This is a genomic window from Streptomyces milbemycinicus, from assembly GCF_002154605.1.
Lineage (GTDB): Bacteria > Actinomycetota > Actinomycetes > Streptomycetales > Streptomycetaceae > Streptomyces > Streptomyces milbemycinicus.
In genome coordinates this window covers 1-26368 of sequence record NZ_MUNE01000305.1, presented here as the reverse complement: position 1 = coordinate 26368, position 26368 = coordinate 1, and the positions used below count along the sequence as shown (strand labels likewise).

General features: G+C 69.3%; 22 protein-coding genes and 6 pseudogenes. 12 read left to right on the top strand and 16 right to left on the bottom strand.

The genetic code is table 11. From position 1 onward, the window contains the following. The first annotated feature begins 146 nt into the window (after window positions 1–146). Window positions 147–620 (top strand): Lrp/AsnC family transcriptional regulator, encoded by a 474-nt coding sequence (locus CCN51_RS24020; RefSeq protein ID WP_014182305.1) that lies wholly within the window; start codon window positions 147–149, stop codon window positions 618–620. Window positions 621–622: 2 nt separating this feature from the next. Continuing rightward, the gene (locus tag CCN51_RS24015) at window positions 623–1984 is read left to right on the top strand and encodes an aspartate aminotransferase family protein (protein ID WP_043488329.1); all 1362 of its coding nucleotides are present in this window, start codon (window positions 623–625) and stop codon (window positions 1982–1984) included. A gap of 25 nt (window positions 1985–2009) precedes the next feature. Here the strand turns inward: CCN51_RS24015 and CCN51_RS60105 are convergent, their stop codons facing one another. The 8 genes and pseudogenes from CCN51_RS60105 to CCN51_RS23980 form a co-directional block, all read right to left on the bottom strand. Continuing rightward, window positions 2010–2288, bottom strand: a complete 279-nt coding sequence (locus CCN51_RS60105; protein WP_078610814.1) for a helix-turn-helix domain-containing protein — start codon at window positions 2286–2288, stop codon at window positions 2010–2012. Window positions 2289–2300: 12 nt separating this feature from the next. Next, window positions 2301–3194, bottom strand: a complete 894-nt coding sequence (locus CCN51_RS24005; protein ID WP_043488328.1) for an NAD-dependent protein deacetylase — start codon at window positions 3192–3194, stop codon at window positions 2301–2303. A 149-nt stretch (window positions 3195–3343) separates the two neighbouring features. After that, complete coding sequence (locus tag CCN51_RS24000; protein ID WP_238545552.1) at window positions 3344–4231, bottom strand: oxygenase MpaB family protein; 888 nt, start codon at window positions 4229–4231, stop codon at window positions 3344–3346. Window positions 4232–4255: 24 nt separating this feature from the next. Then, the gene (locus tag CCN51_RS23995) at window positions 4256–5128 is read right to left on the bottom strand and encodes a 4-hydroxybenzoate octaprenyltransferase (RefSeq protein ID WP_158104698.1); all 873 of its coding nucleotides are present in this window, start codon (window positions 5126–5128) and stop codon (window positions 4256–4258) included. A 171-nt stretch (window positions 5129–5299) separates the two neighbouring features. Next, a pseudogene (locus CCN51_RS57795) lies at window positions 5300–5505 on the bottom strand (hypothetical protein); the annotation flags it as partial. Between the two features lie 107 nt (window positions 5506–5612). Continuing rightward, window positions 5613–5756 (bottom strand): annotated as a pseudogene (locus CCN51_RS60100) (transposase); the annotation flags it as partial. Between the two features lie 163 nt (window positions 5757–5919). Next, window positions 5920–6354: pseudogene (locus tag CCN51_RS23985) on the bottom strand (alpha/beta hydrolase fold domain-containing protein); the annotation flags it as partial. An 82-nt stretch (window positions 6355–6436) separates the two neighbouring features. Continuing rightward, window positions 6437–7486, bottom strand: a complete 1050-nt coding sequence (locus CCN51_RS23980) for a cytochrome P450 (RefSeq protein WP_238545550.1) — start codon at window positions 7484–7486, stop codon at window positions 6437–6439. Window positions 7487–8160: 674 nt separating this feature from the next. On the opposite strand from CCN51_RS23980, the gene CCN51_RS23975 reads away from it, so the two are divergent. Beyond that, entirely contained in the window at window positions 8161–8349 is a 189-nt protein-coding gene (locus CCN51_RS23975) for a transposase (protein WP_014182295.1), read from the top strand. 24 nt (window positions 8350–8373) lie between these two features. Here the strand turns inward: CCN51_RS23975 and CCN51_RS23970 are convergent, their stop codons facing one another. Then, window positions 8374–10620, bottom strand: a complete 2247-nt coding sequence (locus CCN51_RS23970) for an MMPL family transporter (RefSeq protein ID WP_014182294.1) — start codon at window positions 10618–10620, stop codon at window positions 8374–8376. A 247-nt stretch (window positions 10621–10867) separates the two neighbouring features. Here CCN51_RS23970 and CCN51_RS23965 point away from each other — a divergent pair, with 247 nt between their 5' ends. Beyond that, window positions 10868–11623, top strand: a complete 756-nt coding sequence (locus CCN51_RS23965; RefSeq protein WP_014182293.1) for a TetR/AcrR family transcriptional regulator — start codon at window positions 10868–10870, stop codon at window positions 11621–11623. 611 nt (window positions 11624–12234) lie between these two features. On the opposite strand, the gene CCN51_RS23960 is transcribed toward CCN51_RS23965, so the two are convergent. Next, window positions 12235–13044 carry an SDR family oxidoreductase gene (locus tag CCN51_RS23960; RefSeq protein ID WP_014182292.1) on the bottom strand — a complete coding sequence of 270 codons (810 nt, stop codon included), beginning with the start codon at window positions 13042–13044 and terminating at the stop codon, window positions 12235–12237. Between the two features lie 102 nt (window positions 13045–13146). Between CCN51_RS23960 and CCN51_RS23955 the strand changes: the two genes are divergently transcribed. From CCN51_RS23955 to CCN51_RS23930, 6 genes and pseudogenes are all read left to right on the top strand, one after another. Next, window positions 13147–14094 carry a helix-turn-helix transcriptional regulator gene (locus CCN51_RS23955; RefSeq protein WP_078610813.1) on the top strand — a complete coding sequence of 316 codons (948 nt, stop codon included), beginning with the start codon at window positions 13147–13149 and terminating at the stop codon, window positions 14092–14094. A 398-nt stretch (window positions 14095–14492) separates the two neighbouring features. Then, window positions 14493–17285: an AAA family ATPase gene (locus CCN51_RS23945; RefSeq protein WP_078610812.1), complete on the top strand. Its 2793-nt coding sequence runs from the start codon at window positions 14493–14495 to the stop codon at window positions 17283–17285. Window positions 17286–17440: 155 nt separating this feature from the next. After that, a pseudogene (locus CCN51_RS60095) lies at window positions 17441–17572 on the top strand (DUF4232 domain-containing protein); the annotation flags it as partial. A gap of 49 nt (window positions 17573–17621) precedes the next feature. Further along, the gene (locus tag CCN51_RS60090) at window positions 17622–18104 is read left to right on the top strand and encodes a helix-turn-helix domain-containing protein (protein ID WP_425315062.1); all 483 of its coding nucleotides are present in this window, start codon (window positions 17622–17624) and stop codon (window positions 18102–18104) included. Next, on the top strand, window positions 17986–18333 hold the full coding sequence (locus tag CCN51_RS57780) for an acyl-CoA-like ligand-binding transcription factor (protein ID WP_264349539.1): 348 nt from the start codon (window positions 17986–17988) through the stop codon (window positions 18331–18333). Before CCN51_RS60090 ends, CCN51_RS57780 begins: the two co-directional genes overlap by 119 nt. Further along, window positions 18330–18797 (top strand): nuclear transport factor 2 family protein, encoded by a 468-nt coding sequence (locus CCN51_RS23930; protein ID WP_043488322.1) that lies wholly within the window; start codon window positions 18330–18332, stop codon window positions 18795–18797. The genes CCN51_RS57780 and CCN51_RS23930 overlap by 4 nt, the downstream gene beginning before the upstream one ends. A 53-nt stretch (window positions 18798–18850) precedes the next feature. Here the strand turns inward: CCN51_RS23930 and CCN51_RS23925 are convergent, their stop codons facing one another. Beyond that, the gene (locus CCN51_RS23925) at window positions 18851–19204 is read right to left on the bottom strand and encodes an SDR family oxidoreductase (RefSeq protein ID WP_014182285.1); all 354 of its coding nucleotides are present in this window, start codon (window positions 19202–19204) and stop codon (window positions 18851–18853) included. Between the two features lie 428 nt (window positions 19205–19632). On the opposite strand from CCN51_RS23925, the pseudogene CCN51_RS60085 reads away from it, so the two are divergent. Continuing rightward, window positions 19633–19746, top strand: a pseudogene (locus tag CCN51_RS60085) (IS5/IS1182 family transposase); the annotation flags it as partial. A gap of 23 nt (window positions 19747–19769) precedes the next feature. On the opposite strand, the gene CCN51_RS23915 reads toward CCN51_RS60085, so the two are convergent. From CCN51_RS23915 to CCN51_RS23900, 5 genes and pseudogenes are all read right to left on the bottom strand, one after another. After that, the gene (locus CCN51_RS23915; protein ID WP_014182283.1) at window positions 19770–22085 is read right to left on the bottom strand and encodes a caspase family protein; all 2316 of its coding nucleotides are present in this window, start codon (window positions 22083–22085) and stop codon (window positions 19770–19772) included. 3 nt (window positions 22086–22088) lie between these two features. After that, complete coding sequence (locus CCN51_RS23910; protein ID WP_014182282.1) at window positions 22089–22451, bottom strand: effector-associated constant component EACC1; 363 nt, start codon at window positions 22449–22451, stop codon at window positions 22089–22091. Between the two features lie 276 nt (window positions 22452–22727). Continuing rightward, window positions 22728–23111: a VOC family protein gene (locus CCN51_RS23905; protein ID WP_043492786.1), complete on the bottom strand. Its 384-nt coding sequence runs from the start codon at window positions 23109–23111 to the stop codon at window positions 22728–22730. A gap of 106 nt (window positions 23112–23217) precedes the next feature. Then, window positions 23218–23430: pseudogene (locus tag CCN51_RS57770) on the bottom strand (IS701 family transposase); the annotation flags it as partial. A 346-nt stretch (window positions 23431–23776) separates the two neighbouring features. Continuing rightward, window positions 23777–25012, bottom strand: coding sequence for an ROK family transcriptional regulator (locus CCN51_RS23900; RefSeq protein WP_043488319.1), 1236 nt, complete (start codon window positions 25010–25012; stop codon window positions 23777–23779). Window positions 25013–25242: 230 nt separating this feature from the next. Between CCN51_RS23900 and CCN51_RS23895 the strand changes: the two genes are divergently transcribed. Then, window positions 25243–26368: Gfo/Idh/MocA family protein (locus CCN51_RS23895; protein ID WP_107426060.1), on the top strand; the 1126-nt coding region annotated here is incomplete at its 3' end.

The window sequence follows — 26368 nt, the reverse complement described above, 5'->3', positions numbered from 1 at the left end:
GAGACACCCACAGTAGTCCGCTGAGCGACGCTTTCAATATGCCCGCCGCAGCAGAACAACGGAATCAGTGATCTGGTGGCTCCTGAACGACGAAATTCATTGATCGAGGGTTGCGGGACAGTCAACCCTCGTGCACAGTGAGGTGCGTGGCCACACCTGACAAGAACGGCACGCCGTCGATCGACTCCGTATCCCTGGCGATCATCGAGCAGCTCCAGGAGGACGGTCGCCGGCCGTACGCCGCCATCGGAAAGGCCGTGGGGCTGTCCGAGGCGGCCGTGCGGCAGCGCGTGCAGAAGCTGCTCGACCAGGGCGTGATGCAGATCGTCGCCGTCACCGACCCTCTCACCGTGGGGTTCCGACGCCAGGCGATGGTCGGCATCAACGTCGACGGTGACCTCGACCCGGTCGCGGACGCGCTGACCGTCATGGACGAGGTCGAGTACGTAGTCGTCACCGCAGGCTCCTTCGATCTCCTCATCGAGATCGTCTGCGAGGACGACGATCACCTCCTCGACACGATCAACAAGCGGATCCGCACGCTGCCCGGCGTGCGCTCCACCGAGAGCTTTGTCTACCTCAAGCTCCGGAAGCAGACCTATACCTGGGGAACGAGATAGCAATGAGCGCCGACCTCTCCAAGACGGCGTACGACCACCTGTGGATGCACTTCACCCGCATGTCGTCGTATGAGAACGCCCCCGTGCCCACGATCGTGCGCGGTGAGGGCACGTACATCTACGACGACAAGGGCAAGCGGTACATCGACGGCCTTGCCGGGCTGTTCGTGGTCAACGCGGGCCACGGCCGCGTCGAGCTCGCGGAGACCGCGTACAAGCAGGCCCAGGAGCTCGCCTTCTTCCCGGTGTGGAGCTACGCCCACCCCAAGGCCGTCGAGCTTGCCGAGCGGCTCGCCGGCCACGCCCCCGGCGACCTCAACAAGGTCTTCTTCACCACCGGCGGCGGTGAGGCGGTCGAGACCGCCTGGAAGCTGGCCAAGCAGTACTTCAAGCTCACCGGCAAGCCCACCAAGTACAAGGTGATATCCAGGGCGGTCGCCTACCACGGCACCCCCCATGGCGCCCTGTCCATCACCGGACTGCCGGGGCTGAAGGCCCCGTTCGAGCCGCTGGTCCCCGGTGCGCACAAGGTGCCCAACACCAACATCTACCGGGCGCCGATCCACGGTGACGACCCCGAGGCGTTCGGCCGCTGGTGCGCCGACCAGATCGAGCAGCAGATCCTCTTCGAGGGCCCGGACACGGTGGCCGCGGTGTTCCTGGAGCCGGTGCAGAACGCGGGCGGCTGCTTCCCGCCGCCGCCCGGGTACTTCCAGCGGGTCCGCGAGATCTGCGACCAGTACGATGTCCTGCTGGTCTCGGACGAGGTCATCTGCGCCTTCGGACGGCTGGGCACGATCTTCGCCTGTGACAAGTTCGGCTATGTCCCGGACATGATCACCTGCGCCAAGGGCATGACCTCGGGCTACTCCCCGATCGGCGCGTGCATCGTCTCCGACCGGCTCGCCGAGCCCTTCTACCGCGGCGACAACACCTTCCTGCACGGCTACACCTTCGGCGGCCACCCGGTCTCGGCGGCGGTCGGCGTCGCCAACCTCGACATCTTCGAGCGCGAGGGCCTCAACCAGCATGTGCTGGACAACGAGGGCGCGTTCCGGTCCACCCTGGAGCAGCTGCACGATCTGCCGATCGTCGGCGATGTCCGGGGGAACGGTTTCTTCTACGGCATCGAGCTGGTGAAGGACAAGGCAACCAAGGAGTCCTTCAACGACGAGGAGACCGAGCGCGTCCTCTACGGCTTCCTCTCCAAGGCGCTGTTCGAGAACGGCCTGTACTGCCGGGCCGACGACCGCGGTGACCCGGTCGTCCAGCTCGCGCCGCCGCTGATCGCCGACCAGTCGGTGTTCGACGAGATCGAGCAGGTGCTGCGCGGGGTGCTGACGGAGGCGTGGACCAAGCTCTGAGCGGTCACCCCTGAGTGAGGGCCCCTCACCCCGGGGCCCTCACCGCCACTTGCACACGGACGTCCGCGTCGGCCAGGTCCGCCCCCACCAGGGCCGCGGCGCGGGCAATCCGCTGTCGGACCGTACCGCGGTGGACCTCGAGCGCCACCGCGGCTACGGTCCCTGTGGGTGCCGGACACCGTGTCACCCGAGCTGACCTGCAGGTTTCGGGTCTCGATATGAACGGGGCGCAGCTCGTAAGGGGCCTCCCGCGATCTGTACCGACAGTCGGATAGGGATGGTCCCCCGCTCCCGGCTCCGTCATGCCTGCTCCGTGTCAGGCCTGTGCCGACTCTGGGATGCCCAGTCGGCTGGCGACGGCGCTGAGGGCCGTTCCCAGTGGGAGCGCGACCCGGGTGACGGCGTGCCGGTCGCCCCGGGTCGGGTCCAGGTTGACGATCAGCACCGGCTTCCCGGCCTGGGCCGCCTGGCGGACGAACCGGAGCCCGGACATCACCGTCAGTGAGGAGCCCAGGACCAGCAGCGAGGTCGCCTCGCGGACCAGCTTGCGGCAGTGTTCGACCCGCCGTGGCGGAACGGCTTCGCCAAAGAACACCACGTCCGGTTTGAGAATGCCGCCGCAGACCGTACAGGGCACCACGCGGAAGTCCCCGACCTGTTCGTCGGTGAGGTCGGCGTCACCGTCCGGGTTGATTCCGGCGGCCACCGGCTCGAAGCCCTCATTGGCCTCCTCCAATCGCCGGGCGAGTTCGCGGCGCGGGCCGAGGGCGCCGCAGGAAAGGCAGACGACCCGGTCCAGGCTTCCGTGAAGTTCCACGACGCCCTCGCTGCCGGCGGCCTGGTGAAGGCCGTCGACGTTCTGGGTGATCAGACCCGAGAGCAGGCCATTCCGCGCAAATGCGGCCACGGCGCGGTGCCCGGGGTTGGGACGGGCGCGGCCGAAGGTGCGCCAGCCGAGGTGGCTGCGAGCCCAGTACCGGCGCCGGGCCTGGGCATCGGCTATGAAGTCCTGGTAGGTCATCGGGGTATGCCGGCTCAGGCTCCCGCCCTCGCCCCGGTAGTCGGGGATGCCCGACTCCGTGGAGATGCCGGCCCCGCTGAGTACCAGCACACCGCCGGTGCTCAGCGCTTCGGCGACCGGTTCCGGATCCGTGCTGCCCGGCGGCAGGTCCTCGGCAGGGGTCCAGCTCAAAGTGGGACGCATGCGCATGCCGCCAGAGTACGGAACAGGCTGCCACCCCCGCTTCCGCCGTCGATGGCACCATCTGGGCGTTCACGGGCCCGGCGCATGGGGCCGCTGGGGGCAAGGGGGCGCAGGTTCCAATCCTGTCGTCCCGGCCAGTGATCTCGACGTGATCCCTACCGCGCCCCCGCCAGCCGCCCCCGTGCGGCGGCCTGGATCCGAGAGGGCCCGAGCCCCCACTGGAGGGTGCGTCCGACGGCTGTCGCCAGGGGCCGGTCCCAGCCGGTGCGGACGGGGGCCGGGCGGTGGATGCCGAGTTCGGTGCGGGCCCAGTCGGGGAGGAGTCCGACCGAGGCGTTCGTGAGCAGGCCTACGACCAGCCGCTCCCGTCGTGTGCGTCCGAAGCGGCGGAGGAACACTACCGAGTCCAACGCGGCCGGAGTGGCGTGGAGTTGGGGGCGGAGGCGGGCCAGATAGCGCTCGGCTTCGAGGGACGTGCGCGGTACGTTCCGTGCGCCCAACGCCTCGGCCACGGGGGCGGCTTGGCGGTAGTAGGCGTCGCACTCGGCGGGGGTCAGCCGGAGCGGCCGGGGTGCGTAGGTCTGGTGGCCGGCGAGGAAGCTGCGTACCTCGGCGGTGTGCACCCAGGTGAGCAGGTCGGGGTCGTCCGCGCGGTACGGCCGGCCGTCGGGGGCGGTGCCGTGCACCCGGGTGTGGATCCGCCGGACGAGGTCGATCACCTCGCGGGCGGCGGCCGAGGAGCCGAAGGTGGTCGTGGTGATGAACCGTACGGTTCCGTTCAGCCGCCCGACCGGATCGGCGCGGAAGTCGGAGTGCTGGTCGACCCCCGCCATGGCCAGCGGATGCAGCGACTGGAGCATGAGCGCGGCGAACCCGCCGGTGAGCATCCCGGTGGCCTGCCCGTGCACCCGCCACACCGGGTCCCCCGGCGCGATCCCGAACAGCCCGGGATCACCGGGCGGCCCCGCGTACCGCTCCAGCTTGAGATCCCCGCCGTGCATGGTCGCCGTGAGTTCCGCTGCGATCCGTTCCCGCAGTCCCACCAGCACCTCCAGGGTCCGTGTCCCTCAGCCGAGGGTACCGATCCGCCCGGCGAGCACGGCCACGAGGATGAGCAGTCCGCACAGGGGGTTGGTGCCGAACGCCCGCCCGCAGGCTCCGACGTCCGCAGGGTCGGCCCGCCATACCTGCCATCCCAACTGCCCCGCGACCACGCACAGTCCGGGCCAGTACAGCGGCCCGAGCCCGGCCACGACCCCGAACCAGGCGAGCAGCACCACACACCCCGCGTACACGCCGCCCACCAGCACCCGGCTACGGCGCCCCAGCAGCACGGCGGCCGACCGCACCCCGGCCCGCACATCGGCTTCCCGGTCCTGGCAGGCGTAGATCACGTCCGTCCCCACGGCCCAGCAGATCAGCGCCCCGTACAGCACCCCGCCCCCGAGCCCGAGCCCTCCGGTGAGCAGGCCGTACACCAGCGGCAACGTCCAGTTGATGGTGATCCCCAGCCACACATGCGGCCAGTGGGTGACCCGCTTCATATACGGATACACCGCCGCGAGGGGCGCCCCGGCCGCCGCCCACACCACGGCCTCCACACTCCAGAACCCCATCACCAGCGGAGCGACGGCCCCCACCACGACACACAGCACCAGTGCCCGCCCGGCCGCCAGTCGCCCGGAGGCGACGGGCCGCCCCGCCGTACGCGGCACCTGCGCGTCGAACCGCGCGTCCAGCACATCGTTGAGCCCGCAGGCGGCCCCTCTCGACAGCACCCCGTACACCAGGAGCAGCAGCCCGAGCAGGCCCCCGTCCCGGGGCCCGGCGATCGCTCCCAGGGCGATCCATCCGGGCACCACCAGCAGCCAGGCCCCCACCGGCCGGTCCAGCCGCAGCAACTCCAGATACGGCCGCACCCCGGCGGGGGCCCGCCCCACCAACCGGGCGGTACGGCCTTGGGCCGGGACTTGAGTCGAGACTTGGGCCGGGGCTTGTGAGGCTACGGTCATACCGATTCATGTCCCTTTCCAGGTGGATTGCATGCCGATCGGTCCAACCTAGCTCCGGCCAGGGCGAGTTAACTGTCCTTCCATGGAGAAGCGACGGTCTTATGGGCAAGGGAAATGGTCTATAAGTGCAGGCCGGGCGGTGGCCGCGATCAGTTCCGCGGTCGTCACGACCCGTGCGAAGCCTCCGCCGTGCAGGGACACGGCCGGCGCCCGCGCCAGTTCGGCGGCGGTGAGGTGCCAGCCATTCGGGCCGGCAGGTCGAAGGTGTGGGTGGCGTCGAGGGCGAGCAGGACGTCATGGCCGAGGTACCAGGCAGCCGTCACCCTCGCATCGCTCCTGATGTGGGCGTGACATTTGAAGACAACTCCTCGTAGTCCTTCGTTAGGTTCTGGCTCTGGTTCTGCTGGTGGTGAGGGGGCGGCCGCAGGTGGTGCAGATGCCGGTCCAGCAGCCCCAGGGCCAGGCGCGTCTTGGACACATGCCCGACCTCGTCAGGGACCCCGGCCCGTCGGCGCCGCCGGTCATCATCCGTCCACTCCTCGGGCAGGAACAACTCCCGAATGAGGTTCGGAGCTTCCGAAACCAGATGATGTTGCAGGCGAGTTGCAGCAGTCCCCGGTGAAGGTCGGCGCGTATCTCGTAGTGGATCCGCAGACGTTCGAACTGGCGGAGCGGACCTTCGCCTTGTACTACAGCCGCGGTGGTAGGCCAGCCCCCCGTCACGCAGCCTCGTCACGCAGCGGGTCGAGCTCGTTGACGGAGATGGCGTGCGGCGGCAGTCCGGACAGCTCCTCGACCGTCGCGTGGTAGGGCCAACAGAGGGGATCGGTGGCGTGCTCAGCACCGGGGTCGTAGACCTGAGCGAAGACCGCGGTCCCGTCGCACGCCATGAAGTACCCGTCGTTCTTGACGAGCGACGGTAACGCCGCTTCACGCTCCTCGGCACTGCTGCCGTAGCGGCCCGAGATGGACGGCGCCAGAGCGTAGACACCATCGACGGCCGCGAGCCTGCCCTCGCGCTTGGCACGGATCGCTGTGGCGAGCGCAAGGTTGCCCCCACCCGACTCGCCCGCGACGGTGAGTGTGGAGATCCCCAGCTCGGCCCGGTGCTCGTGCACCCAGTCGAGCGCTGCTGCGCAGTCGTCGAGGCCGGCTGGGAACGGGTGGGGACCGAGTTCGCCACCAGCCCAGCCTCGTCACCCTCCTGCCGGCGTTCTCCCGGGAGGTGGCTGAGCGTCAGGGCGCGGGTGTGACCGCCACATCCAGGTAGTCGAGACCGCGCAACCCGTTGTTGATCATCGGCCGGCGTTCGAGGATTTCGAAGCGGGCGACCCGGTCGGCGAGCCTTTCCAGCAACGCGCTCATTTCCAGCCTGGCGAGGTGCATCCCGACGCACACGTGCTCGCCCCGCCCAAAGGCAAGGTGGTCCGAAGGGCGGCGGGTGATGTCGAAGCGCGTCGGGTTCGGGTAATGGCGCTCGTCGCGGTTGGCGGAGGCATAGAGCAGCGCGACCCGTGAGCCGGCAGCCAGTGGAACTCCGCCGATCTCGTGGTCTTCGGTGAGCACCCGGCTGAACTGGGGCACCGGGGATTCCAGGCGCAACGACTCGTTGATCGCGTGCGGAATCAACGAGCGGTCCTCGCGCAGCAGATCCCACTGGTCCGGGTTCTGGGCGAACAACGCGACCGCGTTGGCGATCGCGAGGATGGTCGTGTCCAGGCTGGGAGTGACGTAGTCGAGCATCATCACCGGGCACTTGTCGTGCGGGATCTCGCCACGGTCGGCGGCCTCGTAGAGCTGCGCCGCCCAGCCGTCGGGGTCGATTTTTCCCGGCACGGCGTCATTCATGGCGAATGCCATGAACTCCTCGACGGCCGGCCCCGCCGCGGCTGCCCGGTCGTCGGCGGGTCCCTGGGTGTTCCAGATGGCCGCGGCCCACTCCAGCATCTTTTCCCGTCCGTGATCGGGAAGCCCGACCAGGTCCGACACCACGGTCATGGGCAGGTACTCCGCCAGTTCGGTGACGACCTCGAACCGGCCCCGGCCGACAACCCGCTCGACGACCTGGTCGGCCTCGGCCTCGATCCGCGGAGTCACCTCGCGCATCCGATCCGGCCGCAGTGGCCGCCCCAGCACCGAGCGCATCGCCGTGTGCTCGGGCGGATCGCTGCACAGCGTGATCCCCTCCAGTTGGGCGTTCACGTCCGGATCCACGAACACTCCACGCGCTGACGAGAACGTCTGCCAATCCATCAGTGCCGCGCGCACCTCGTCGTAGCGGGGCAACGCGTAGAGGTCGTAGCGGGACAGGTGCACCACAGGACCGAGAGCCCGAAGCTCGGCATAGATTTCGTACGGGTCGGTGCGCGCCGATTCGGTGTAGAGATCGACGTCGCTGGCAGGTATCTGGGACAACGGTCCTCCAGGAGACGGGTTTAGCGAACACCGCGACGAGCAACTTAACGGTGCCGCGCGGCAGGAAGCGGCGAAAAGGCCCGTACGGACCAGTGTGCCCGGCCTTGATCAACTGCGCTTGGTGACGGGCGTGGGCGTCCAGTGCGGTGATCGGCCTGCGAAGCGCGGCCACGGCCGACAGCGCGTTGAGCGCCAGTCGACCTCGTGCAGGCCCGCGGAACGGTCGGAATGCATGGAGGGCATGCCAGCGGGCTCCTCAGGAACGTACGGTCGAGAACGGTCCACCCGGAAGGGACCCATGGGAAAACTCTCCCGCGACAGGGGGATCCTTCGCGTCGGTAAGAACTACGTTCAAAGGTCCTCCTGGGGCCGCGTCAGGGTGCCCCGGCTGGGGCCCGGCAGGCCGCGTACGCGGCCGGGGCGGGCTTGCGCCGACAAGGCGTACGCCTCCCACGAGAGCCGCGCCTGCCTGGGGCAGACGCGGCTTTCGCTGTAGCGTCCCGGTCAAGGTCGAACAGGCCCGCTACCGCAAGGAACTTGGCTCCTTGCGGCGGCCGTTCGCCGAAGTTCGACCTGAGGACTACGAGGACTACGAGGACTACAAGGCTTGGCACGCGGTCGAGTGCGGTATCAGTCACATCAAAAGGCACCGCACCGTGGCCACGAGATACGACAGGCTTGCGGTCCGCTACGAGGCGACCGACCTCGTAGCGGCCATCAAGGAGTGGCTCTGACCTCAGATTCGATACAGGCCCTGGTCAGACCCTGGTCGAGTCCTTCGTGTGAGTCGGAGCCGCTGGGACGGGTACGGGTACGGGCGCGGACGTCGGCTCGGGGCCGCCTTCGCTGAGGCCGTACCGCATGTGGAGTCTGCGCAGGAAGCCGGGCGCGTACCAGGCCGTGTGCCCGAGCAGACGCATCGCGGCGGGGACGAGGACGCCGCGGACGGCGATGGCGTCGAGGAGGACGGCCAGTCCGCTGCCGAGGCCGAACATCTGCATGAAGCTGAGCTTGGCGGTGCCGAACGCGAAGAAGCTCACCGCGAGGAGGCAGGCCGCCGCGCTGACGATGCGCCCGGTGTGGCCGAGACCGTTGACCACGGCGGTCTCGTTGTCAGCTCCGTGGTCGTGGAGCTCCTTGATCCTGCTGGTGACGAAGACCTCGTAGTCCATCGAGAGACCGAAGGCTATGCAGAACATCAGCACGGTCATGGACACCTCCATCGGCTGCGCGGTGAAGCCGAGCGATGAGGAGAGGTTGCCGTCCTGGAAGATCCAGGTCATCACGCCGAGGGTGGCTCCCAGGCTGACCAGGTTGAGGAGCAGTGCGCGCAGCGGCTGCACGATGCTGCCGGTGAACAGGAAGAGCAGCAGGAAGGTGGTGAGGACGACCAGGGTCACCGCCAGGGGGAGCCGGTCGGCGATGGAATCCTTGGCGTCGACGAGCACGGCGTCCGTCCCCCCGACCAGAGGGTGTGTCCCAGGGGGCGGGGTGACCGAGCGCACCTGCTCGACCAGGCTCTGGGCCGCGTCCGACTTCGGTGTCAGGCTGCTCACCACGCTGATCTGCTGTGCGTCGGGCCGGCCGAGGGCGGAATTGGCCGGGCCGGTCGCCGCGGACTGTCCCTCGGTGTAGATGCCCATGCTGGTCTCGACCCGCTTGACGCCTTTGAGCGCGGACAGCCGGCCCGCGTACGACGCCAGCGGGGCTGCGTCCACGGACTGGTCGATGGCGATGCGGAGGGCCGAGTCCTCACTGCCGCCGAACGTCTCTCGCAATACCTTCGAGACCTGGCGGCTCTCGGCGTCCTTGGGCAGCACGCGTTCGTCCGGCGTGCCGAAGGTGATGTTCAGCAGCGGGCTCGCCGCAAACAGCAGCACGGCGAGGACGGGCAGTGCTGTGAGCGCGGGCCGCCGCATGACGGTACGCGCCAGCCGTCCCCACAGCGGTTCCTGGGCGTCGGAGCGCTGCGACTTTGTCCAGGGCAGCCGCCCGCTGTTGACCCGGTGCCCCAGAACCTTCAGCAGGGCCGGCATCACGAACAGGGTGCTGAGGGCGGCGATGGCGACGACACCGACTCCGGCGAAGCCGAACGAGCGCAGGAAGTACTGCGGGAACACCAGGAGCGCCGCCAGGGCTGCCGCCACTGTCGCGGCGGAGAAGGCGACGGTGCGCCCCGCGGTGTGCACCGTCCGCCGGACGGCGTCGTCCACGTTCACCCCGGCCGCGAGCTGCTCCCGGAAGCGGCTGACCATCAGCAGGGCGTAGTCGATGCCCAGTCCGAGGCCCAGGGCGGTGGTGAGGTTGGTCGCGGTGTCGGCGACATCGGTGACGCTGCCGAGCAGGAAGAGCTGGGCGAAGGAGCCCATGACCGCGATGAGCGCGATGGCCAGCGGCAGCAGGGCGGCGACCACGCTGCCGAAGACGAACAGGAGCAGTACAAGGGTCAGCGGTATGGCGATCGCCTCGGCGAGGATCAGATCGTCGACCACCTGTTTCGACAGGTCGGCACCGACGGCGGCGCCTCCTCCGGCCTGGACCGTGAGGGTGCCCTTGTAAGTGCCGCTGTAGGTGTCGAGGATCTCGCGGGCGTTTTCCCGCTGCTCCGTGGCGTCGCCTCTCACGTGGGCGAGCACCATGGCCTCGCGGCCGTCCTTGGAGCGCAGGTCGGGGCTGTTCGTCTCCCAGTACGAGACGACGTTGCTGAGCCGCTTCTCCTTCTTGAGGTCGGCCACCAGGGCTCGGCCGCTCTCTTTGGAGGCGGCGGTGTCGATGCGGCCGTCGGGGGAGCGGACCAGCAGGACGAGGTTGGTCTCGCCGCCGAACTTCTCGTCGATGACCTTCGTCGCTCGGGTGGACGGGGAGGCGGGGTCGTCGAAGCCGCCCCCCTTCAGCTTGTCAAAGGCGCCCGCGCCCACCACGCCCATAAGGGCCACGGCCAGGACGGCGACGATGAGGACGAGCCGATACCGGCGAATCGCCAATTCGGCCATACGTTCGAACACGAAATGATCTCCTTCAAATCCTTCTGTGAAAGGGGGTTGTCGGCCAGACGGGGGGCCGGCGCAATGCGTCGCAGAGCCCCTTCGCCCCGTCAGAGGGGGCGCGGTGCCGCGCTCTTCGTCGCCGAGAACGACGCTAGTAAGACAGCGAGTCTTTTAGTAGGGGAAGATTTATCTGACACTGTTAGGTTTTTCGATCAGATTGCAGTTTTCTGATGCCCCGCCGGATCAGCCGCCCTAGGATCGCTGCATGTCCGGAGACGAGTACGCGACAGTCCTGCCATCCCTGCGCCAGCGACGGCGGGCCGTCGCCATCCAGGAGATCGTGGACGCCGCCGAGAGCCACATCGTCGAGCACGGGCTGCACGCCCTGTCTCTGAGAGCGGTCGCCCGCAGCCTCGGCATGACCGTGCAGGCCCTCTATCACTACTTTCCGAACCGGGACGCCCTCGTCACGGTTCTCGTCGCCAAGGCGTACGAGGACCTGGCCGATGCCGTGACGGAAGCCGTCGGCGCAGCGGCGGACGAACCGGCTGCGCTGCGGTTCGTGGCCGCCGCCGAGTGCTATCGCCGATGGGCCATCACCCACGTCGAGCGATTCCAACTGCTTTACGGAGCGCCGCTGCGTCATTACGCGGCACCTGCCGAGGGCCCGACCACTCCGGCGATGCGCCGGATGGGCGAGGTCTTCCAGCGTGAGATGTTCGACGGGTTCACCACGGCACAACTGGCCGCAGCCGACACCCGGGTGCTCTCGCCGGCTCTCCGGGCGCATCTGGAACCCCTGTTTCCACACGGCCCGGAAACCCTGCCGCCTCCCGCGACCGCTCTCCTCCTCAGCGCATGGGGGCACATGCACGGCATGGTCGTCCTGGAAGCCTTCGGACACACATCCTTCATCGGCGAACACCAGGCCGAGATTTTCCACATGGCGATGCGGGACCTGCTCGAGGACATTCATCGCCGGATCCCCGCGCAGCCCATGGGGACACCGGCTGCGCCCTGACAGGCGGAGCCTCGATACGCGGCTGTCGCGCGGCCGGCATGGTGCATCAGGAAGCGCGGCAGCGCCGGTCCATGAACGCGATGAGGGTGGCGAAGTGCGTCCTCACCCGTCTTCGGAGCGGCTCGCGTTGTCGGCATGTTCCTCTCGCATCGTCGATGTGCCCAGTCCCGTCCCGCGAAGCGGTAGGACGTGGCCGCGGGTCACTGGCTTCGCTTCGGAGCCGAGCATGGCCGGTCGGAGGGCATGGCGCGTCGGCAACAGGTGCCTACGTGCCCGCGCTGTCCGAGGCGCGCGGCTGCCGTGTGCGGGAGGGCGCCGCTGCGCCCGCCGGTTCGGGTCGGCGACCATCGCGACGGCGGCGGCGATGGTCGCCAGGAATCGAAAGAGGCAAGGCCGTGCCCGCCACGGCCGGGGTGACGTCGTCGTCAACGACATTGAGCAAGTTCTCGGCCTGCGGGAACGGTCGAGAAACGTGGTGCCGCGCGAGCGCGCCCTCGCAGCTTGCTGCCTTCCGCACCGCGAACGCCACCGCCAGGTCCTACAACGGCGGCTGGGCGTAGAGCGGGACATGGCGCCCACCGGCTACCGCGGTGGGCGCCCGCACGCCGTTCTCAGCCGAGCTCGGTGGGAACGACCGTCAGCTCGGCGATATTGACCCGGGCCGGCACCGCCACCGAGTACGTGATGGCGTCGGCCACATCTTCCGCGGTGATGGTCGTGATGGCCGACCGCATCTCGTCCAGCCCGACCCGAGTGGCCTCATGTGCCATGTCGGCGCCGAGCTCGGTGACGGCGAAGGCCGGATCGACGGACCGCACCCGTACGCCGCGAGGCCCGAGAGAGGCGCGCAGGTTGCGGGTCAGCTGGGTGACCGCCGCCTTGGTCGCGCCGTAGACCGGGTAGTCGGCGAAGATCACTTCAGCCGCGGTCGAGCCGAGGTTCACCAGGTCCGCGGCCCGTCCGGCTTCGGCCGCGTCGAGCAGGTCCGCGATGAAGACCCGGCCGGTCGCCAGCAGACCTCGAAGATTCACGTCGATCATCTGGTCCCACTCGGCGGTGTCCGCCTCGTCGAACGGCGCTCCGAGCATCACCCCCGCGTTGGCGACGACCAGGTCGGGCCGGCCCAGGGTGGCGCGGATCGTCGACGCGGCGGCGGTCAACGCGGCGGGGTCGGTGACATCGACCGCGACCGGCAGGACTTCGGCGGAGCCTTCCGCCCGCAGGGTCGCGGCGAGGTCGTCCAGCAGCCCGGATCGCCGGCCGAGCAGAGCGACCGCCGCTCCGGCCGAGGCGAAGCGGCGTGCGGTCGCGGCGCCGATCCCGGCGCTCGCCCCGGTGATCACCGCGACCCGGCCGGCAAGCAGACCCGCGGGCACACCGGCAACGGGCGTGGAGAAGCTGTTTGAAAGGTTGTCTGTCATGAGGCCGATGGTGTTCGTTGGGCCGCAGGTCAACCAGGACGGTCTTCTCCCTGGGTGCGCCACCCCCAGGTAACCGATCGCATGCGCGCCTATCGTTGCGGCATGGACAGTGGCAACCCGCTGGGCGAGTTCCTCCGCGCCCGGCGAGAGATGACCAGCCCGGCCCGGGCCGGGCAGCCCTGGTCGGGTCGGCGCAGGACGCCGGGCCTGCGCCGGGAGGAGGTCGCCCAGTCGTCCGGAGTCAGCACCGACTACTACGCCCGGCTGGAACAGGGACGAGAAAAGCACCCTTCCGCACAGGTGGTGCACGCCCTGGCCCGCGCCCTCGGACTGAATCCCGACGAAACGGCGCACCTGCACCAGCTGGCACGAACGGCTCGTCGCCCCGTCCGGCGAGGTGGCGGTGTGCCCGTCGGGCCGAGTCTGCTGCGCTTGATGGACGGCTGCCTGCACACCCCCGCGCTGATCCTCGACCGCCGGCTGGATGTGCTGGCCGGCAACCGCCTCGGATGCGCCCTCTTCGCCGGAATGCTGGAAGCGGGCGAGGCCAACCTGGTCCGGTTCACCTTCCTGAACCCGGCCGCCCGGGACTTCTACCCCGAGTGGGAGCGGGTCGCCAGGTCCGGGCTCGCGGCCCTGCGCGCGGGCAGCGGCGACCTGATGAACGATGCCCGGCTCACCGAACTGGTCGGCGAACTGTCCCTGAAGAGCCCGGAGTTCCGCGATCTGTGGGCCCGGCACGATGTACGGGGCAAGGCTCATGAGGCCAAGTCCTTCAACCACCACCAGGTCGGCGAGCTGACCCTGACCTACGACTCGTTCACCGTCGACAGCGCGACGGACCAGCAGCTCATCGTGTACCAGGCCGAGCCCGGCAGCGCTTCCCAGCAAGCCCTCGCACTACTCGGCACGGTGGCCGCCGACCTGCCCGCCCGACGGCGCGACGGTCGTCCGCATCGACGAACTCGGACCGGTGATCCCCCGATCCTGCCCCCCGGTACCGGGCTGGTCGCCGGACGGACACCGCATCAGGGCGGAGCTCGACCCTGACCACCCCACCCGGCCCTGGCTGAAGGACCACCCCGGGATCCGGTACGTGTTCATCCCGGTCGGCGCCTGCCGGCTGAATATCCAGGCCGTGCCGTCGCCTGGTGGCCACGATGCCGCCTACGCGGGCAGCGCGCCGCTCTGTGCCGCCTTGTGGTGGCGCGCGGCCAGGCGGGAGCCGGCCGCCTCGGCGGTCCGTGCCGAGTCCGGGAGCAGCGCCGCGGCCGCCAGGAGCAGGGCCTGAGCAGGCGTTGTCGGTCCCGAAACGCAAACGTGGGCCCTTCCCCGACTTGTCCAAAGCACCGATCCGGTGTGCCTACGTCATCGATGCGGCGAGACGTTGGTTGCACTTCTGAGGGGGGCCTGTGCCCAGTAAGCGGCGATCACCTACCGTTCGCGTTATGCGGACTCCTTCGTTCCTGACCGATCTGCTCGTTGGCAGACACGAGTTACAGCGACGCGTCGACGAGCTGTCCGGCGCTGCGCTTACGGGACAGGGCGGCGCGCTGGTGCTGGAAGGCGAGGCGGGCATCGGCAAGAGTGCCCTGCTGGACCACGCCCACAACGCGGCGCCCGGGTTCCGGACGGTCCGGACGTCCGGGTCGGAGTTCGAGCAGGAACTGCCGTACTCCGCGCTGCACCAACTGTGTGTGCCGATGCTGAAGCACCTCATCGAGCTGCCGGACCGGCATCGTGACGCCCTGCAGGTGGCCTTCGGGCTGGCCGAGGGCACACCCGACCCGTTCCGCATCGGTCTGGCGACTCTGGGACTGGTAACGGCAGCGGCCCGGGAGCGGCCCCTGCTGTGCTTGATCGATGACGCACAGTGGGTTGATACCGCGTCCGCGAGGGCGATGGTCTTCCTCGCTCGCCGGGTCGCCGCCGACCCGGTAGCGATGATCTTCGCCGCGCGGTCAACGTACACGGCGACCGGACTCGGTGAACTGCCGAAGCTGGCCGTCCGCGGTCTGAGCGACGAGGACGCCAAGGTTCTGCTGACGAAGCGAAGCCCGTTCCCCCTCGATGACCAGGTCCGGGAGCGGCTCGTCGCCGAGGCCCAAGGGAACCCGTTGGCGGTGCTGGAGCTGGACCGCGCCGGTGGCTTCGTCCCGCCTGACATGTCCTCGGTGCCGACCCGGATCGAGTACGGCTTCCGAGCCAGGCTGGCCGGTCTGTCCGCCGAGGCCAGGCTTCTGCTGATGGTGGCGAGCGCCGACCCGACCGGCGACCCCGGCCTGCTCTGGCCGGCCGCGCGTCAACTGAACCTCGATGTGACACCGGCCAGCGCGGATGCGGACGCGACGGGACTGGTCGAGTTCGGTACCCGCATCCGTTTCTGCCACCCGTTGGCACGTTCGGCGGTCTACCGAGCCGCCGACGCCGGCCAACGCCGCGCGGTACACGCGGCTCTGGCGGCCGTTACCGACCCGGTCATGGCGCCGGACCGCCGGGCCTGGCACCGCGCCCAAGCCAGCCCTGGCCCCGACGACGACGTCGCCGACGAGTTGGAGCGGTGCGCGGAGCGTGCCCAGGCACGCGGGGGCGTGGCAGCCGCGGCAGCCTTCCTCGAGCGCTCGGTGGCGCTGTCGCTGGATCCCGCACGCCGGATCGAACGAACTCTGCACGCCGCCCAGGCCGGCTTCGACGCGGGGGCGTTCGGCAAGGCGGCCAACCTGCTCGTGACCCTGGAGACCACTACGCTGGACGAGTTCCAGCATGCTGACGTCGGCCTGCTGCAGGGCCGCATCGCCTTCACCCGGCACGGCGACGGCTCCGGACCGATGCTGATGGTGCGCGCCGCTGAGCGGCTGGCGAGTCTGGATCCGGACCGGGCACGTGACTGTTTCCTCGATGCCGTCGAGATGAGCCTGTCTGTCGGCCGCGGCGGTGCTGTCATCGATCGGGTTCTCACCGCGGCCCGGTCCACGGCGCCGACACCGAGCTCGCCGGACGCCCTTGACGCCTTGATGGTGCTGGCCACCGACGGGTACGAAGCCGCGGTTCCGCTGCTTCGCCACGCCCTCTACGACATCGGCGACCCGTTCTGGACGCGGCGTCCCGCGCTCGCCACGATGATCGCCGTCGAGCTGTGGGACCCGGACACCCATGCCGCCATCGCCGCATGGCTGGTGAAGGCGGGCCGCGCTTCGGGCTCGCCGCTGCTGCTCAGGCTCGGCCTCGCGCAGAAGGCGATCGACGCCACCCTGATCGGTGACATCGGGCAGGCCATCGCGACCACCGCGGAGGAGGCAGCGATCGCCGACGCAACCGGCGCACCCCCGCTGCTCCATCACCGGCTGCATCTCGCCGCGCTGCGCGGCCGCCGCGACGAGGCTCTCCGCCTGTGCGAGGTAGCCACCGCGGCACCGACCACCGGAGGTCCCGGACAGGTCACGAACCTGCACTGGACAACAGCCATGCTCAACAACGGGCTGGCCGACTACCCGGCGGCGCTGGCCGCGGCTCGGAAGGCCACCGAGCACGGTGATCTGTTCCTCACCGGAGCGGCCCTGCCGGAACTGATCGAAGCCGCGGTCCGCTGTGACGACCACATCACCGCAGCGCGGGCAATGGACTCCCTCACCGAGCGCACACAGGCCTGCGGAACCGTCGCCGGCCGGGGAGTCGCGGCCTACTCACGAGGACTTGTGACCGGCATCGAGGATCACTACCGGGAAGCCATTGACCTGCTCGCCGAGGGCCCACTGCTCCCCTACCTGGCCCGGGCGCACCTCTTGTACGGCGAATGGCTGCGGCGCGAAGGCCGTCGGCGTGACTGCCGCGAGCATCTGCGCACCGCCCACGAGCTGCTGTCCAGGGCCGGGGCGGAGGGCTTTGCCCGGCGGGCCGCCGGCGAGCTGCGCGCCACCGGCGAGAAGGTCCAGGCCCGGTCCGGGCAAACGTACGAGAAGCTGACCATGCAGGAGGTTGCCGTCGTCGGCCGCGACTTCGGAGGCGATTTCGACTGTGGCGCCGTGTTCGTCATCGAGGACCTCGACGGCTACTGGGAGTATCTGACGCATCCGGCGCACGCGCACACTGACCGGGTCGGTATGCCCCTGGTCGAGAAGTTCGACTCGTACGACATCACCGACGATGACGACCCGCAGATGGGCGCGGAGATCGCCGACCTGCACCGGCGACGGTACGAAAGCGACCCCGAGCTGGCCGCGCTGGTGAGCAAGCAGCCGTAGTACTGCAAAAGCAACGAGCGACGCACGCACGGCTCCGCCGACCCGGGAGTGATGGTGGGCGGGCGGCGGAGCGTCCCACGGCCGTGGCAGCAAGTGTCGCTCTGACCCAAGTTGCTGAACTCCCGCTCGGTGTACGTGACTTTCGGCCCGCCGCCTTCCAGGACCGCACCGGAGAGAGCACTTCCTCGGTCGCCCACCCGTCGCTGCCCGCCGAGGGCAGCTACGTCGACGACTCCCTCTGCGTCACGTACTGGCAGCAGTCGATGGACAACGCCCTCAGCTGGTAACACCACCGCCGGCCGCGCACCACCGCGCACCGGCTCACTCGGTGACGTCATGCCGCTTGCGAACGGAGAAGGAGAAGGAGATGGAGAAGGGCTGATGAATGCCGTGGCGTCGGAGAAGCGCCCTGTGGGAGGGATGAGCGAGCGGCGGCGTATGCGGCTGCGGCTGGAGATCTCCGGGGAGGCGGCGCGCCTGTTCTGGAAGCAGGGTGTGGCCGCGACCAGCGGCGACCAGATCGCCGACGCGGTCGGGTTGTCCACGCGCACCATCTGGTGGCACTTCCGCAGCAAGGAGGCATGCGCCGAGCCGATCGTCATGCAGGGCGTCGTCACCTTGATGAGCGTGCTGGGAACTGGTCCGGCTCCAGTACGAGACACGGCCGGTCGATCTGACCGACGAAATGCTGGCGATGAAGATGATCCGGCTCGCCGACACCGAACCGGCACTGCGCACGGCCTGGCTGATGGCCTGCGACCAGACCGAACAGCAGCTGCGCGTGATCATCGGCGACCGGCTGGGGCGCCCGGCCGGTGATCCGGAGGTGCGGCTGCACGCCGCGGCAACCGCCGCGGTGGTGCGGGTGCTGGACGAGCAGATAGGCGTCGCATTCCTCGCCGGCACCGGCGCAACGTGGATGCTCAGCCGGCCCCACGCCGAACAGGCGGACGTAGTGTCTGGCCACAGGGGCGGAAGCCCCTACACCCAGGGTGGGTGTGGCAGACCCTTCCTGCAGCTCTTCCGCGAGCCTAGCGTCGAGTCATGAACGATGAGCGATTAATTGCGGATCTGCACGGCAGATGGGTGTTCGGCTGGGAGCGCAACGAGGGGGACGCGCCGTTCGACTTCCAGCGTATCTTCGGCGAGTTCTACGACTTCGACTCTGCGGACCTCCGCCTCTACGACGACTTCGACCCCGAGCAGCGTGTCGCGGCGACAGCCACCGGCTACGGCTCGATCTGGGAGCCCCACTTCGATCGGATGGTTTCCGCTCACCATGCCGTGGACGACGGCCCGCACGTCATCGTGAGCCACGATCTGGCCGCGTCGACACTGGCGTTCGTAGCGCGGATCACCACGCCTGACGGTGCCACGGATATCCGTACCACTACCTCGTTGGTCTGGCGTCGAACGCCGGACGGGTGGCGGATTGTCCGCGAACACAACTCGACCCGTGTTCTGCCCGCAGGCGACTTGGACGGAAGGCTGCCGATGTACGAGGCCGGCTGACCTCGTACACCGGCTCGGCCTTGGAAGGGACCCCGCCTGCCGGTCTCGGTTTCTCAGCCGAGCTGGGTGGGAACGACCGTCAGCTCGGCGATGTTGACCCGGGCCGGGACCGCCACCGAGTACGTGATGGCGTCGGCCACATCTTCCGCGGTGATGGCCGTGATGGCCGTGATGGCCGACCGCATCTCGTCCAGCCCGACCCGAGTGGCCTCGTGTGCCATGTCGGCGCCGAGTTCAGTGATGGCGAACCCCGGGTCGACGGACCGCACCCGTACGCCGCGAGGCCCGAGAGAGGCGCGCAGGTTGCGGGTCAGCTGGGTGACCGCCGCCTTGGTCGCACCGTAGACCGGGTAGTCGGCGAAGATTACCTCGGCCGCGATCGAGCCATCCGAGAGTGCGTTCAGCACAGCATTTCGCCGCGTAGTCGGCTCCTCACCCAGACAGTTCCGCGATACCGCCCGTCGCGCTGTCAGCGGCGGTCCGGATCAGTAGCTCCTCGCTGGCCACGGCGCAGTTCGATAGAGACGAAGACCTCTCGTCGTTCCGATGTCTCAAGGGTTATCTCCTGCAGGACGACCCGGGCTTGACTCTGCCGCTCGTGTTGGAGGCATCCGGTTGGCTGTGGCTGTACGTCGCGTCGCTGCTCAAGCCGGAAGCGTGGTTCTCCGGGTCCGAGGGCCTGCCGGGTGAGCCGTTCCATCAGCTCGGGATCGGTGCCGCTGCCGGGGCCGGTGATGCGGGCGCGGACCGTGCGCTGGGGGCCGATGACCTGCGCCTCGCCCTGAGCGTTCTGATCCTCGGCCTCGGCGAGCGCCCGGCACAGCGAGGCGACCGACGGCGATTCGACGCACTCTTCGACCTCGCCGACACGATTATCACCATCCGTAACCTGATCCGGCGCGCATGGACGACCCACCGATGGGACGAGCGCCCGAACCACCGCCCATGAGCACACGCCTACCTGCGGGAACTCTAAGCAACGTCCTGCCATGCCGGTCCCGCGAAGCGACGCAGGGCCTGTTCCACGTCGACGGGCGAGGCGGACACCCCGCTGAGTGCCGACGCGCCGCAGCGGATGACGCGTACCCCGCCCGACCAGGGCCGGAAGCAGCCGCTGAGCCGCCACGGCGCCGGGACTGACGCACCGTCCTTGAACCACACGACGATCCACCAGCTGGGCAGCTTCTCGTTCTCTTTGTGAAAGGGCTGAATGGTCACACGGCTCACATCACGCCAGGGTATGCGGGCGCTGCGGCGCCCCGCAGTCAGGTGGAGCGCCTCGTGGTCGAGGCGCAGCCGCAGCCGTCGCCGGAGGGAGACGACAAGGCCTGTGAGACCGATACTCAACAGCACGGGCAAGGCAGTCGCCCAGACGCCCCAGCCCGCGAGCGGGGTCGCCCACGCAACGGACGTGAAGGCCACCACGGGGAGCGCCCCGGCGCTTGTGGCCCACGCGCCCATCAGTCGACCGGCGAAGACGACCTCGGCCGGACTGTCATCCGGTGTGGCAGGGGATCGCGGGGCCACTCCCCGATACCGGGCCCCGCCGAACTTCCGGAATGCGGCGTCCAGCTCATGGACATCGGCGGTGAGCTCCATCAGGGGCATCCTGGACTCTTGGGTCTCATCGGTCCCGAGAACGAGGCTCGGCCCCGGAATCCGGTCGTCCACGGCGAACCGCATCTCACGGACCTCATTCCAGGCTACCCGCGTTCTACGGAAGCCCGAGGTCAGTGTGATCTGACGGTCGTCCATCTCCACCCGTAGCGGAAGCAGCTCGATGACGACGAGGCATGCGTGGAGGAGGCCGATCAGCACACAGGCCGCCACGCTGTGCAGTTTGAACCAGCCCACCGCGTACAGGGGCAACGGGAGCAGGAGCAACCCGATGTCCTTGAGCCCCCTGGTCCGGTCGAAACGCACGCTCCGTGCATGTGCCAGCCCGTGGTGCTCGTCCCACAGCGGGCCCGCATACCGGGCCACCGTGGCCTCCAGGACCGTCAGCGGATCACGCAGCCGCCGTAGATCGCACAGGATCAGCGCACCGTTGCGGCGGTCCAGGCGGGGGCGGAAGGGGCGGTGCGGAGGTGGCACGAAACCGCGCCGGGGGAGGACGGCGAGATGGCAGGGCGTTCTGCGTCCCCGCCGCGTGCGGCCGGTGGTGACGCTTTGGATGTCGCGCCAGGGCAGGAAGGTTGTCTCATCATTGGCGACGAGTCCCACACCGTCCTCGCCGACCAGGAGTTCGTACGGGCCTGGAATCAGCCTCAGCACAATGCGTATCGCCATGAGGGGCATGGTCAGGAGAAGGAGCGCCGCGAGGACGGACAACCATTCCAGGATTTCTCCGGACCACCACTCGGAGGTGAGGCAGGCGTACCCCAATGCCACTGACGGGGCCGAGATCGCCGCGTAGACCATCGCGTACTGCCAGAACAGCCGCCGGTAGTTCGTGGTGAACCGCACCCCGGTGGGCGGCTCGGTCTCCTGCGACGCCATTGGCGGCGCGACGGCAGTCGGCGCGGCCTGCGTCGGCGTCCCCGCCGGATTGCTCCCCAGCACCAACTCCCCGACACTGTCGGTCCCTTGGCGGCGCGGCCATGGTTTCAGCGTGCGGTCCAGTTCCGCGTACAGGCGGTCCAGGGTGAGGTGCGGGCCCGCCCCCGGGATGCCCTCGCGCAGGAGACGGACGAGTGCGCCGGTGAAAACGGTGTGGCGCTCACCTGCGACGGCGATCGCGGGTTCGTTCGCCGATGCCGCGGCGATGGTGCAGGCGCCGCGGGTCTCGGTCTGGCCCAGGGCGACTGACGTTGCGTCGCCGCCCATCGCGTCCTTGATCGCCCGGCCGCTGTAGCAGCAGTCCAGGATGATCACGCGGTGGCGGGCCGGGCTCGCGGCGACGGCCTCGCGGATCTCCGAGAACCGTACGGCCGAGTAGAGCGGGTCGTCCGGGTTGCTCGCCGACAGGGCGAGGAAGAGGTCGCCCGTCTCGGGCTCGATGAGGCCGTGGCCTGCGAAGTACACGAGGAGCAGGTCCTCGGCCTCCCGGGCGGCGCGTCGGACCTGGCGGCACACCGTGCGGTCGTCGGTCTCGTCGAGCAGCGGCGGCCGGACATGCTCGGGCCTTAGCCCCGTGCGTGTGTTCAGCAGCTCCCCGAGCGACTGGATATTCCCGGTCACGCCGGGCAGTTCGGCCAGTCCGGAGCCGACGGTGTAGGAGCGGGTGCCGATGAGGACCGCCCGAGACCGGTCCGGATCGGGAAGCGACCCTGCCTGCGACGACTCCACGGTTCAGTCCCGGTCGAGGCCTACGCCCAGGACATCGTGGATGAGGGAGTCGACGTCCTTGCGGTTGTCCGTGGAGACGCGCACCGAGCGTCCGTCGGCGCGGGTCACCTCGATCTCAACCTTGGAACGCTGCAGTCGGAGCCAGATCGGCAGCGAGCGGGCCAGCGCGCCCACGCCGGCCGAGCCGAGGCTGACGAGGATCGTCTGCAGGACGCCGCCGCTCATCTGACCGGGTTCGGGTGCGGCCGAGGCCACCGTCACCCGTCCACGCAGTTCGGGCTCGTCCTTCAGCCACCGCAGCAGGTCCTCCGTCAGCGGCAGCGATTCGTCCGCATGCAGCGTCTGCAAGGTGAGCCTGACATCCACCGCCGTATTCCCCTGCCCTCGGCCGCCAGTACGCCATAGAGATGAACTGATGCCCATTTGCCGGGTAGTTGACACACCCGAGCCGGGCTCCCATGAGAACGCCAGCTTCTCGAAACCGCTGCCGCCCTTCCCCATGCGCGCGGGCGTGGCCTCCCCGACCGACGCACAAAGACCCGGCGAGGAGTTCCCACCTCGAACGAACAGGCAGAGACCTACCGCACCCGGCCCACATCCGTCAGTGCGGAGCTGATGTCGGGTCGCGAGCAAGGGCTGAGGTCAGGAGGACAATGCGGACCTCTCGGATTCGGTCAGCAATACGCAGAACTCGTTGCCTTCCGGGTCGGCGAGAACGACCCAGCCCCAGCCGTCGGGCTTGCGGTGATCGGCAACCAGGGAGGCGCCCAGCTTCAGCAGCCGCTGGACCTCTGCGTCCCGCGAGGTGTCGGGGCGCAGGCACAGATGGAGCCTGTTCTTGGCCGACTTGGGCTCCGGAACCTCGTTGAAGTGCAGAGCCGGGCCGCCGGGCAGCATGATCTCGGTCTCGTCGTCACCTGGTTCGTCCTCGGGGTCCAACGGGTGTCCGGTCACATCGCTCCAGAACCGCGCCAGTTGGTAGGCGTTCGCACAGTCGATCGCTATGTTCGTCACTGTTGAGGCCATGTGCGCGATCATCTCCGAGCGGCGCTCCGCCCGCCACCGGAATATGGCCACACCCGCGCCCTATTACTGGAGTCGAACCACGGGGCTTACGGGGGCGGCGGAGTCGGTTCTTCGAGGCCTGGAAGCACTCCTCGATCGCCCAGCGGGAGCCGGCGGCCCGTACGATCTCCGTCAGCGCAGTGCCCGTCGGGGCGTGGGTGAGATAGTAGGCGCGCTCGCCGTCGGTGAGGCTGCGGCGGATGAGCAGGGCGTCTTCGAAGCCGTCGTCGCTGTTGCTGGGCAGCGGGACCAGGGCCCAGGCGTATTCACGCAGGCCCTGGCCTTCTGGAACTGAAGCCGGCGTTGTGGTGGTCTCCGGCGTCGGAGGACGCGGTGTGTGCCGGGCCGCTGGAGGTCGGTGCGGGGGTGACGGGAGGCGCCATCACCCGCCGGGCGCGGACCGTCGTCAGGCCGCTCGCCGCTGGGTGCCGGTGGCGCGGCGGTACTGGTCCTGGAGACAGCCACTGCTGAGGCGAGACCGCGGTGGCCGGGATCGGCGGCGACAGTGAGCGCCTGGTGCGCGCACTTCGCCGTGCATCCCGCGATCCCGCTGGGTGCCGTTCTGCTCGACAGCGTGCCGGAGTGGTTCCGGCCACTCGCTGATCCGACCCGGTTCAGGATGCCGCCTAAACGCCCGCCTCGGGCGCGTCGGCCAGGAGTCGCGCGATGCCCGCGGGCCCGAAGATGTCCTGTGTGGCGAGGGCGATTCCGCCGTGCAGTCCGGAGCTGCCCTTGAGCTGTGTCGCGGTGATGGTCAGTTTGCGGGTGGCCAGGGGAAGGGCGCGCTGGTACACAGCGGCTCGTACGGCGGAGACCAGGTCGTCGCGGAGTTCGCTCAGCGGGCCGGCCAGGATCACGCTGCGCGGGTTGAACATATGGACCAGCATGGCCACCACCTCGCCGATCTCCGTGGCGGCCTGACGCACGGCGTGCAGGGCCGTCGGGTCGCTGTTGGCGATACGCTCGGCGAGCACACGCGTGCCGTACAGCAGGTCGTCATCCGTTGACTCGGGGATGCCGAGGCCGCGCAGGACGGCCCGGTGGGAGGCGATCGCACCGACGCAGCCGACGTTGCCGCAGACGCACAGGACGCTGCCGCCGCCGACGGCCCGGATATGGCCGATGTCGCCGGCGGCTCCGTCGGCGCCGCGGTACACCTGGCCGGCCGCGGTGATGAGTCCGGACCCGATGCCGGTGGAGATCTTGATGCACAGCAGGGGCGTCTCGGCCCCGCCCTGTACGGCTTCGCCCAGGGCCATCAGGTTGACGTCGTTGTCCACCACAGCGGGGGCGCGGAAACGTGTCCGGAGGTGGTCGGCGACGGGGTAGCCGTCCCAGCCGGGCATGCCGGTCGGCTGTACCGCGCAGCCCTGCTGGAAGTCGACCGGTCCGGGCAGGCCGATGACCACCTCGCGTACGCGGTCGGGATCGCGGTGGTGTTTCTCCAGCAGCTCTCGCAGCCGCTCGGTCACCGCGTCCAGCACCGCCTGCGGGCCGGCGTCGATCCGGATGTCGACCGTGCTCTGTGCGATGAGCCGGCGGGTGAGATCGGCGATGGCCACGTGGGAGGCGGTGGTGTCGACGTCCGCGACGACGACGGTTCCGGCCTGTGGGCTGATCGTCAGCACCCGGGGCGGCCGCCCCCGGACGGACCGCCTGGACTCGACCTCCTGCAGGATGCCGGTACCGACAAGGTGGTCGACCTGCTGGCCCACGGTGGACCGGGCCAGGCCGCTGCGCCGGGCGATTTCGGCGCGGTTGGTCGCCTCCCCGGAGACCACCAGGCCCAACACCCGGCGCAGGGCCTGCGGGACCGATCCGGGGGCAGGTGGTTCCTCAGCATAGCCGTCGTCTTTATGCATTCAAGTGACCGTAATGAAGCCTGCTTGTGTTCGTCAACGGTTCTCTTCTCAGGCTGTGCCCATGCCCTCCATCAGGAGTTAACGGGGCATGACGACTGAAGATTGACCGAATTTAGGCCTTGAAGAAAATTAAATATCCCATCTTGTGCTTGCTGCGTGAACTAAACGATGGTGATGCGCAGCGCGGCGTTCAGGCCGCGGTCGACTGCCGGACGGCGGAGGTGCACACGATGAATGACTCGCTTCGGGTGGTGGTTTCCGGGGCCGGGATGATCGGTGCCGTGCACGCGGCCGCGATCCGGGCGGCCGGGGGTGAACTCGCCGGAGTGGTGGCCTCGACCCCCGAGCGAAGCGCGCGGGCCGCCGATGAGTGGGGAGCGCCTGGCCGCTACCCGGACTTCGCGGCGGTGCTCGCCGACGACAGCGTCTCGGTGGTCCATGTGTGCACCCCGAACGCGCTGCACGTCGGGCAGGCCGAGGCGGCGCTGCGCGCGGGCAAGCATGTGATCTGCGAGAAGCCACTCGCCACCACGGCCGCCGACGCGGAACGGCTGACGGGGCTGGCGCGGGAGGCGGGCCTGGTGCTCGCGGTGCCTTTCGTCTACCGCTACCACCCCCTGGTCCGGGAGATCCGCGAGCGCCGGCTGCGTGGCGAGTTCGGGGCGTGGCAACTGCTCCACGGCAGCTATCTGCAGGACTGGATGCTTTCCGAGAACGCCATGTCCTGGCGGGTCGACCCGGCCGACGGCGGACCGTCGCGGGCGTTCGCGGACATCGGATCGCACTGGTGCGACCTTGTCGAATGGGTCACTGGGGTCCGCTTCACCACACTGACCGCGCGGCTCGGCACCACCGTCGCCACGCGCCCCGCAGGTACGGGCGCCAGCTTCGCGACGACGGGCGAGGGCCCGCGGGTGCGGGTGCGTACCGAGGACGTGGCGACGGTGCTGCTGCGCACCGACGGCGGTGTCCTGGGCACGCTGGCCGTCTCCCAGGTGTCGGCCGGCCGTAAGAACCGGCTGTGGTTCGAGCTCGACGGCTCGGCCGCGAGCGCGGTCTTCGACCAGGAGAGCCCCGAGACCGTATGGCTCGGCGCCCCGGACGGAGCGCGTGTGCTGGTCCGGGACCCGAACCACGGATCGGCCGAGCAGCGACGGCTCTCCCGGCTGCCCGCAGGCCACGCCCAGGGCTATGCCGACTGCTTCAACTCCTTTGTCGCCGACGCCTACGCGGCGATCCGCGGCGAAGCGCCCGAGGGATTGCCCACCGGGGAGGACGGCGTCCGCTCGGCCCGGATCGTCGAGGCCGTGCTGACCTCCTCCGCCTCGCTCACCTGGGTCGACGTCGACCCTGCGC

Excerpts from the sequence above, each read along its gene's own strand:
- CCN51_RS60105 (WP_078610814.1), bottom strand. The coding sequence starts at position 2,288 with ATGACGGAGCCGGGAGCGGGGGACCATCCCTATCCGACTGTCGGTACA.
- CCN51_RS24005 (WP_043488328.1), bottom strand. The coding sequence starts at position 3,194 with ATGCGCATGCGTCCCACTTTGAGCTGGACCCCTGCCGAGGACCTGCCG.
- CCN51_RS23960 (WP_014182292.1), bottom strand. The coding sequence starts at position 13,044 with ATGACAGACAACCTTTCAAACAGCTTCTCCACGCCCGTTGCCGGTGTG.
- CCN51_RS23900 (WP_043488319.1), bottom strand. The coding sequence starts at position 25,012 with ATGCATAAAGACGACGGCTATGCTGAGGAACCACCTGCCCCCGGATCG.
- CCN51_RS57780 (WP_264349539.1), top strand. The coding sequence starts at position 17,986 with ATGATCCGGCTCGCCGACACCGAACCGGCACTGCGCACGGCCTGGCTG.
- CCN51_RS23905 (WP_043492786.1), bottom strand. The coding sequence starts at position 23,111 with ATGGCCTCAACAGTGACGAACATAGCGATCGACTGTGCGAACGCCTAC.
- CCN51_RS60090 (WP_425315062.1), top strand. The coding sequence starts at position 17,622 with ATGCCGCTTGCGAACGGAGAAGGAGAAGGAGATGGAGAAGGGCTGATG.
- CCN51_RS23930 (WP_043488322.1), top strand. The coding sequence starts at position 18,330 with ATGAACGATGAGCGATTAATTGCGGATCTGCACGGCAGATGGGTGTTC.
- CCN51_RS23965 (WP_014182293.1), top strand. The coding sequence starts at position 10,868 with ATGTCCGGAGACGAGTACGCGACAGTCCTGCCATCCCTGCGCCAGCGA.
- CCN51_RS23955 (WP_078610813.1), top strand. The coding sequence starts at position 13,147 with ATGGACAGTGGCAACCCGCTGGGCGAGTTCCTCCGCGCCCGGCGAGAG.
- CCN51_RS24015 (WP_043488329.1), top strand. The coding sequence starts at position 623 with ATGAGCGCCGACCTCTCCAAGACGGCGTACGACCACCTGTGGATGCAC.
- CCN51_RS23945 (WP_078610812.1), top strand. The coding sequence starts at position 14,493 with ATGCGGACTCCTTCGTTCCTGACCGATCTGCTCGTTGGCAGACACGAG.